The organism is Agrobacterium sp. (assembly GCF_032092815.1).
Lineage (GTDB): Bacteria > Pseudomonadota > Alphaproteobacteria > Rhizobiales > Rhizobiaceae > Agrobacterium.
In genome coordinates, this window is record NZ_DAMDBP010000042.1 from 31,380 (window position 1) to 39,361 (window position 7,982).

Here is a 7,982-nt window from a genome sequence, read left to right on the forward strand (position 1 = left end):
AGATAGATCGTGCCGACAATATTGGTATCAACGACGCGGCGTGCTTCAAGGAAATCTTGATCAAGGAAGCCCTTACCCAGCCCGCGACCGGCATTGGCCATCAGGAGATCAACCGAGCGGCCATCGGCAGCGATATCCTCGATGAGGCGGTCGACACCTTCGATCGTCGAAAGATCCGTTCTTACAGCCTGCACCGAAACGCCGAGATCACGAAGATGCGATGCAATCTCCTCAATTCTTGCTTCATCTGCCGCGATGATGAGGTCGTATCCCTTTGACGCAGCGATTTTTGCCAGTTCGAAACCAATGCCGCTGGAGGCCCCGGTTACGACCGCAAGGCCTTTGCTGGAGTGCGTATTTGCCATGGTTAAAATCCTTTATGGCTTCAGAACGACCTTGACGCAGCCATCCTTCTTTTCGAAAAACGTCTTGTAGAGGTCCGGGCCGTCTTCTAGGCTGCCTGTATGCGTTATGACGAAGGACGGATCGATCTCACCGTTCTGGATGCGCTTCATCAGGATGGGCAGGTAATGCTGGACAGGTGTCTGGGCCATCTTAAAGGTGAGACCACGATTGATCGCTGACCCCATTGGAATCTTGTCGAGATAGCCACCATAGACGCCAACAATGGAGACTGTGCCGAAGTTTCGGCAGCAGTGGATGGCCTGGCGCAAGACGTGAGGCCGGTCGGTCCCCATGAACGTCGCGACCTTGATCCGGTCAATGCGAGCGTCCCAGCTTGCAGCCGGGTCGGACTCTGTACCGACGGCATCGATACATGCATCCGCCCCGCGCCTGTTCGTCAGTTCCATAATCCGGTCGTATATATCCTTATCCAGGTAGTCGAGCGTAATGGCACCAGAAGCTTGGGCAAAGGCCAGCCGCTCCGGCACGCTATCGATCGCGATCACCCGTTCAGCGCCGAGAATGAAGGCCGACTTGATCGCCATCTGGCCGACCGGTCCGCAGCCCCAGATGGCAATTGTGTCACCCGGCTGAATATTGCAGAAATCGGCTGCCATGTAGCCCGTGGGAAAGATGTCGGACAAGAAAAGAACCTGTTCATCCGTGAGCCCATCCGGGACCTTGATGGGACCGACGTCGGCAAATGGAACGCGAAGATACTCGGCCTGCCCACCGCTATAACCGCCGAGCAGATGGGTGTAACCGAACAGACCGGCGGGAGAATTACCCCACATCTTCGTCACTTTCTCAGGTGTCGGGTTTGACCGTTGGCAACCGGAAAAGTAGCCGCGTTTGCAGAAGAAACACTGCCCGCAGGCGATCGTGAAGGGGACGACGACACGGTCGCCGACCTTGAGATTGTTGTTGTCCCTTCCGACTTCGACAACCTCGCCCATGGTCTCGTGGCCCATGATGTCACCGTGGTGCATCTCTGGCATGATGCCATTGTAAAGGTGCAGGTCGGAGCCGCAGATCGCGCAGGCCGTCACCTTGATGATGGCATCGCGGCCATCTTGGATCTCCGGATCCGGAACGCTGTCACAGCGGATGTCGTGCTTTCCGTGCCAGGTTAGTGCCTTCATCTTGTTTCTCCTCTCACTTCGCAGCTGTTTTGCGCTCGAACGTGCCAACAATCTGGCCTTTGGCGAGAACGTGGCCCTCCATCGCCTTCAACACGGCGTCACGCTTGGCTCCGGGATCGAGATCGAGTGTTTCGATATCGAGCGCAAAGACCTGGAAATGATAATGGTGCTCTCGATCGCCGACAGGCGGTTTCGTCTTCTGGTCCTTTGCCATCAGGGCGACATTTGCCACGAGATTGCCCCCGGCGCTTTCACCGGCGACAGCTGTTCTGTCGGCATTGCGATTCAATTCGTGGATGTTCGCAACCAACCATTTGTAAGCCTTCCAGGCATCATCACGAGGCGCTGGAAATTTCTGTTCCGGCGCATGACGAAATTCGACTGAAACCACGGCCGCATTCGGGCCCACGGCGAGCGCCTGCGGCGCTGCGTCGTAAACGTTGATGTCTGCCACAACCCAGCCGCCACCGTGATAATAGACAACCACGGGCAACGGTCCCGCGGCGCCCGGAATATAAACGCGAGCACCGACACCACCAGCTAACGACGGACTAGTGATGTCCTTCGTCGTCACCTGTGCTTCTGGATTGGAGGACAGCCGCTTGTCCCACTGGACGGCCTTGGCGGCATCGGCTGGACTCGCCTTAGTGCGCGCTTCAGGTACGGTCAATGTCGAAAAGGGCTTGGCGTCAAGCGCACCGAGCTTGTCGAGAACAGCTTGCATATCGCTGGTCGGTTTCGCCATCTTCTGGGCGAAGCTTGGAATTGCTGTGGTGGTGACAGCGACCAGCGCAAGTGCTGCCAGTCTGTGAAGAAAATTCATATGAGGTCCTCTGATTGGAACCTGCCGAACCGCGGTTTAGTCCGGAAGTTCCGAGTGACAGGTAACTTTTCGACCCGGAAACAAGTTCGCTTTGCGTAAATGTCGCGACGACTACCCCCACCAGTCTGACCGGCAAAGTTCCCCGTCTCGGTGAGATCCCCGGAAAAGTTGAGGGAAAGATGGTGCTTCCTGGATGACTGGTTTGAATAAGCGTGGGATGCCCGGAAGGACGAGCATCGTCCGTACCAGCGGTGTAAAGATCCGCGCGACGGTTCCACTCGCCACATTACAATGTCGATTACCTCGCTCGAGAAGCCGACATGCCCTCGCCGACCTTGACGAGTATCTGGTAAGTCGACAGTTGCAGTCCTGACCGCTTAGGATCAAGTCGTACAAAGTTGCCGCTGACAGCTGCAAATGCTTCCGGATCGGTGATGAGCCGGGAGACGTCGCCTAGATGAATGTACAGAACGCCGCTGCCGATTCCGCGATGGTCAGCTCAAGGTCGTCGTCGATATAGGCAGTTGGACCTGCAACCTCGGTTTTCAGCTGGTTCCGTTGGCGACTGCACCTTAGCTGACCCGGAACCCAAACGGTGCTCGCAACGAAAAACGCAGTGTTAGCGCAGAGCTTTTGTCTACTGGTCATTGCGTTGGAACTTCTACGCTCTTCGCAGGTTCGGTGGAATGGGAGCGGTCAGGAGGCCCCGGACCAGGAAGTTCAATTCATACCACTGAAGGAGATTAGTCATGCCGCGCGGAGGTAAAACAGCGTATACCGACAAACAGAAACGCAAGGCAGAGCACATCGAGGAAGGCTACGAAAATCGTGGCGTTTCAGAGAAGGAAGCCGAGCGCCGGGCTTGGGCAACCGTGAACAAGGAGAGCGGAGGCGGTAAGAAGTCCGGCTCCGGTCGAGGTAAGACGGAAAATCATGCATCGTCGAAAAAAGGCGGCAAAGCTGGTGGTGAGGCCTCCGCGAGCCGCTCAGCGACGGAGCGTTCTGCTTCAGCGAAGAAAGCTGCGGCCACTCGCAAGCGTAATGCACACCACGTCAGCCATTGAACGGAAAGGAGAAGACGATGGGAACGAACAGTCCGAAGGCAGGGGCGCCCGGCACCACGGATCAGTCTCCACGCTGGGAAGGCCCCGAGGAAAACCGCCCGCGTGGATACTTGCCCGCAGAGGACGATCCGGACGTCAAACGCGACGCGGTTGGGGAAAACAATCGTGATCCTGCGAGAAAGAACCTAGCAGATGCCCTGAAAACGAAGGATGATCGCGACGGGAAATCCAGAGCAGGGCGCTAAAGGTCAGAGCACTCCATTTCAAGGCCGACAGGTAAGTATCGGGCGTTATCAGCACAAAGCCAATGGTTGCTGCTCGACCTGCTCATTGTTGCAAAAAAGGCAGCTATTACAAGCGCCGCACCGCTTCTAAGCGAGGACTGCCGACACGCCCACTCTTATTGATTGTGATCGAAAATTTGAACTTGGGTTACCACTCTGATCTTTTAGGGTGAGCTGCCCGGAAACTGTTGGCACGTCTGAAGGTGCGAGAGCCTCGGCGCCTATGGAGTGCGAAAGTTTCAGACAGTGTTTAAGTGATCTCTCACCTTCACCGAGCTGCCTTGAGTGCTAGTCAACACTCAACTCAGGCCGTGCCATTATGCTATCGCACCGCGATCATGAGCGGGTGTTCAGTTGGTCCAATCTTCAACTCGTAAACCGGGAATGCGATCAAATTCACGCCGATTATTTGTAACGACGATCAGTCCGCGTGATCTCGCATGTCCGCCAATCAGTTGGTCATACGGCCCGATGGGCGTGCCTTGGCGCGCGAGTTCTGCACGCAATTGACCTGTATGGCTGGCTGCGATCTCATCATAGGGCAATATTTCGAGGCGAGCTACGAAACCTTCGACGACCGTCAGATTACGCTCTGGATTCGCCGATTTTTCCGCCCCGTAGATCAACTCCATCAAACTGACTGAGCTGATACATAACTGACTATGATGGCGATTGAACGCTTCTCGAACCTGCTGTGGTTTGTTCTTTATTGTGTAAATGCATATGTTGGTATCGAGCATGTATTTCAGCATTAGAATGCATCACGCTCCTGCATATCAGGCTGATCACGTTCACCCATGAAATCGGATGTGGCTTCTGGTCCTTCAAACCAGCTATCCCACACCTCTCCGGCAGGTGCGATGATCCGGGTACGTCCAACAGCTACGATATCGACGCGCTTAACGTCATCAGGCAACGCAACGGCTTTTGGCAGCCGAATAGCCTGGCTGCGGTTACTTTGGAATACTGCACCCTGCTCCATCTATCGCTCCATCGTAATCCACATACGCATATGCAAAATGTATCCATGACTTTGGGATATGTCAATGGGATATACATCAGGTTATCAGCTGATTTGCCTTTCCTGCCGGAATCTAACGTTCGCCCATGACGTGTGCTTCTAATTTTCTTTCATAGCAAGTGAGACGAGGCCTTGCGTGGTAGTCAATAATGGCGGAATTCGCTCACTGCCGAGATCAACGCTCCCCAAGCGGTTGTTGGTTTGCAGACCAGATAGGCACGGACAACGATGTGTAATCAGAACTGCTCTTACACAACTGGGTTCCAAGGGCTAATATCAAAGAACAGCAAGGATATCACCTTGTTGCGAAAGCCAATGGATAATTCCATCGAAATATTCCTCGCTGTTTTCATCGAGTAAGCTAGTTGCTGTAGGCATCATGGCTTAGTTCGAAGCCGGCCTGCGGGTGGATGGCTGGATCAAAATGTCCATGGACAGGCCATAAATCCGTTGAAGTTCATTCGATGTCATGATCTCGGCGGGTGTCCCGCGCGCAATCAGCCTGCCGGAATGCAGCGCAAGGATCTCATCGCAAAAGCGTGCTGCCATGTTGACGTCGTGCAGGACGACGATGACACCGAGACCCTGTTCAACCGACAGTTTCCGCACCAGCGACAGCACTTCCATCTGCTGGGCGATGTCGAGCGCCGAGATCGGCTCATCAAGCAGCAGGCATCGAGCGTTTTGTGCCACCAGCATGGCGAGCCATACGCGCTGACGCTCTCCGCCCGACAGCGTATCGGCAAGCCGGTCAGCAAAGGGAGCAATTCCGGTCAATTCGATGGCTTCTTCGGTCTTCTCCCGATCTATCTTGCCGAAGCGCCCGAGCGCGCCGTGCCAGGGGTAGCGCCCCAACGCAACCAGTTCCCTGACAAGCATGCCCGAGGCCGATGGCGTATGCTGCGGCAGATAGGCAAGCGTTCGGGCAAAATCCCGATCTGTCCAAGTCGGCAGCGCCTTTCCCTCGAACCGCACCGTTCCGCCGGATGCCGGATGCTGGCGGGCGAGGATTTTGAGAAGCGTCGACTTGCCAGAACCATTATGGCCGATCAACCCAACGACACGATTGGCCGGCAAGGCAAGCGTCAGCGGTTCGAGCAGCGTGCGCCCCGGAACGCAGAACGTCACCGCGTCGAGATCGAACAGATTGTTCGTCGCGGGGATAACGGCTTCTGAAGCATCGCCGGGTTTACTGGTCTTGTTGATCAAAGTGGGAAGCTCATTCAAATCGTCGCCTCCTTTCTTGCGGACTGGCTGTCTGGAGGGGGCGCTTGTTCGCTGGAAATGGGGGCAAGTTTCCCCTTGTGTAGACGCACCACATGATCAGCCACATGAAAATAGCGGTCATCATGGGAAATTACGATGAGCGTTCTGCCTTCCGCCTTGAGGGCGGGAAGCAGTTCCTCGTAGAAGAGACGGCGGAAAGACGGGTCCTGATCCGCCGCCCATTCGTCGAAAACCATGACCGGGCGTCCCTCGATCCACGCCTGCGCTAGCGCCAGACGCTTGCGCTGGCCGGTGGATAGGTCCAACGTGGTGAACCGCCCGTCGCTGACCGTGACCTTGTCGGCAAGCTCCAGTCTGTCGAGATAAGCGGCAGCATCATCCACGTGCCACCCATTCCCGGCAACGATCTCTTCGAACAGATGGAAGTCCGACAGGACTACGGAGAAATTCTGCCGGTAATCGTCACGGCTTTTTGCGGTCACTGGAACGCCATCGAGCAGCACCTGTCCTTCCTGCGGCGCGTAAAGCCCAAGCAACAACTTGATCAGCGTGGTTTTGCCCGAGCCGTTGTCCCCGATGATGAAGGTAGTCTTTCCTGCCTCGAAGGTCAGGTCTATCGGGCCAAGCACAAAGTGGCTGGTGCTCCCGGAACCAGAGAAGGCATAGCGCACACCGTCGAACCGGATGGCGGGCGGCAGGTTGGAGACGCCCGGTGCTTTGCCGTTTCCAGGTTGGCGCGTATCCGGTTCGGTCGTTTCGAAGTGCCGGGCGAGGTCCCGCACCCTGCCGAGTGCAACCTGCATCCGGCCGATGGCTGGCAGCGTGGACATGATCTGCTCGACCGGACCACGCAGGAAGAGCAACACGAGCACGAAGCCGGACAAGATTTCGGGCCGCATCGGCGCAATGCTTTGCCATATCATCACCAGCGCGATCAGCAGGAAGAACAGCGCCGAGCCGAAGGCGTTGGCGACGACGAAGATATTGATGGCGCGAGTGTTGACCGCCCGAATCTCGCCGACCGTTCTTGCTATCTGACCGGAGAATATCCTCTCACGGCGAGCGCGGTTGATCTTCAGCTCCCGCGCCCCATCGGCGATCGAGCGATAGGCTTTGTGCAGCCCGTCCTCCAGTTCGCGCGACGCCTCGAAGCCGGCGATGCCCTTGCGCCGTGCGGCGTATTGCGTCCACGCTCCTATGCCGAGAACGAGAGCGACGATCAGGCAGAGCAAAGGCGACAGCCATGCAAGCCATGCGAGGCAGCCGAGCGTGATGATAGCCGAGATCGCCAGCGGCGCTGCGATGAAGGCTATGTCGCTGATCATGTCGACGTCATGGGTCAGCGCCGGAACGAGGCGATAGGTACGGTAACTCTCCAGCGCATCCACCGGTGCAGAAAGCACCTTGCACGCCAGCCACATTCGCACCTCGGCGACAAGACCCTGTCCGATGAAATTGGTTGCGATGTCCGATGCCGCTCGCGCCGCCAGTGTCACAGCGCAGAGGCTACCGAACGCGAGCAACATCCCCCCTGCCATGCCACCCTCCCGATTGAGGACTTCATTTATCAGGGAGAGCAACCAGACCGTCCCAAGCCCGGAAACCGCGCCGGCCAGAACTGAAACTGCGAGGAAAAGGCCAAACGACCTGTAACGTTCCAAAGGCAGGAAGGCGGGAAGCCGAAACCTCATCTTTGCACCTCCGGGGATGGGGACGCGCGCCAATAGGGCACGTTTATGTGCCGCGATTTGTGGACCTTGCCAAGAGATGGACGCAGCGCCGTACAATCGAAAAATTCTCCGGCGATCCAGATGAAATGATCGTCGCTGGCGGAAGTAACCCCAGTGATGTTGCGAGAAACGCTCGGAACGAACTTCTCCTGTCCCAGACGTGAATGAGTGGAAACCCATTGCAATGTCATGCCGGCCGGAACGGGAAAATCAATCTGTTCGTTCGACGCGTGCGTGGCGATCACGATCAGACCCATGGCGGTGTGTGGCAGCGATCTCGCGATAC

10 protein-coding genes are annotated in these 7,982 nt (G+C 56.6%); 2 read left to right on the forward strand and 8 right to left on the reverse strand.

The window, feature by feature from the left end; genetic code table 11:
• The 3 genes from RT613_RS19475 to RT613_RS19485 all read right to left on the reverse strand — a co-directional run.
• Nucleotides 1–365, reverse strand: a 365-nt coding sequence (locus tag RT613_RS19475) for an SDR family NAD(P)-dependent oxidoreductase (protein WP_313618039.1), incomplete at its 3' end; no start/stop codon positions are given.
• 12 nt (nt 366–377) lie between these two features.
• Nucleotides 378–1,547, reverse strand: coding sequence for a zinc-dependent alcohol dehydrogenase (locus RT613_RS19480; RefSeq protein WP_313618040.1), 1,170 nt, complete (start codon nt 1,545–1,547; stop codon nt 378–380).
• Nucleotides 1,548–1,560: 13 nt separating this feature from the next.
• Nucleotides 1,561–2,370, reverse strand: coding sequence for an alpha/beta hydrolase fold domain-containing protein (locus tag RT613_RS19485; RefSeq protein WP_313618041.1), 810 nt, complete (start codon nt 2,368–2,370; stop codon nt 1,561–1,563).
• Nucleotides 2,371–3,119: 749 nt separating this feature from the next.
• On the opposite strand from RT613_RS19485, the gene RT613_RS19490 reads away from it, so the two are divergent.
• On the forward strand, nt 3,120–3,434 hold the full coding sequence (locus tag RT613_RS19490; RefSeq protein WP_313618042.1) for a plasmid stabilization protein: 315 nt from the start codon (nt 3,120–3,122) through the stop codon (nt 3,432–3,434).
• A 17-nt stretch (nt 3,435–3,451) separates the two neighbouring features.
• The gene (locus RT613_RS19495) at nt 3,452–3,679 is read left to right on the forward strand and encodes a hypothetical protein (RefSeq protein WP_313618043.1); all 228 of its coding nucleotides are present in this window, start codon (nt 3,452–3,454) and stop codon (nt 3,677–3,679) included.
• Between the two features lie 389 nt (nt 3,680–4,068).
• On the opposite strand, the gene vapC is transcribed toward RT613_RS19495, so the two are convergent.
• The 5 genes from vapC to RT613_RS19520 all read right to left on the reverse strand — a co-directional run.
• Nucleotides 4,069–4,470 carry a tRNA(fMet)-specific endonuclease VapC gene (gene vapC / locus RT613_RS19500; RefSeq protein WP_313618044.1) on the reverse strand — a complete coding sequence of 134 codons (402 nt, stop codon included), beginning with the start codon at nt 4,468–4,470 and terminating at the stop codon, nt 4,069–4,071.
• Complete coding sequence (gene vapB / locus RT613_RS19505) at nt 4,470–4,700, reverse strand: type II toxin-antitoxin system VapB family antitoxin (RefSeq protein WP_313618045.1); 231 nt, start codon at nt 4,698–4,700, stop codon at nt 4,470–4,472. Before vapB ends, vapC begins: the two co-directional genes overlap by 1 nt.
• 423 nt (nt 4,701–5,123) lie before the next feature.
• A complete protein-coding gene (locus RT613_RS19510; protein WP_409558861.1) occupies nt 5,124–5,945 on the reverse strand; it encodes an ATP-binding cassette domain-containing protein in 822 nt (273 codons plus the stop codon).
• 17 nt (nt 5,946–5,962) lie between these two features.
• On the reverse strand, nt 5,963–7,657 hold the full coding sequence (locus RT613_RS19515) for a cyclic peptide export ABC transporter (RefSeq protein WP_313618046.1): 1,695 nt from the start codon (nt 7,655–7,657) through the stop codon (nt 5,963–5,965).
• Nucleotides 7,654–7,982 (reverse strand): SIP domain-containing protein (locus RT613_RS19520; protein ID WP_313618047.1); only part of this gene is annotated, 329 nt, incomplete at its 5' end. The genes RT613_RS19520 and RT613_RS19515, both read right to left, overlap by 4 nt.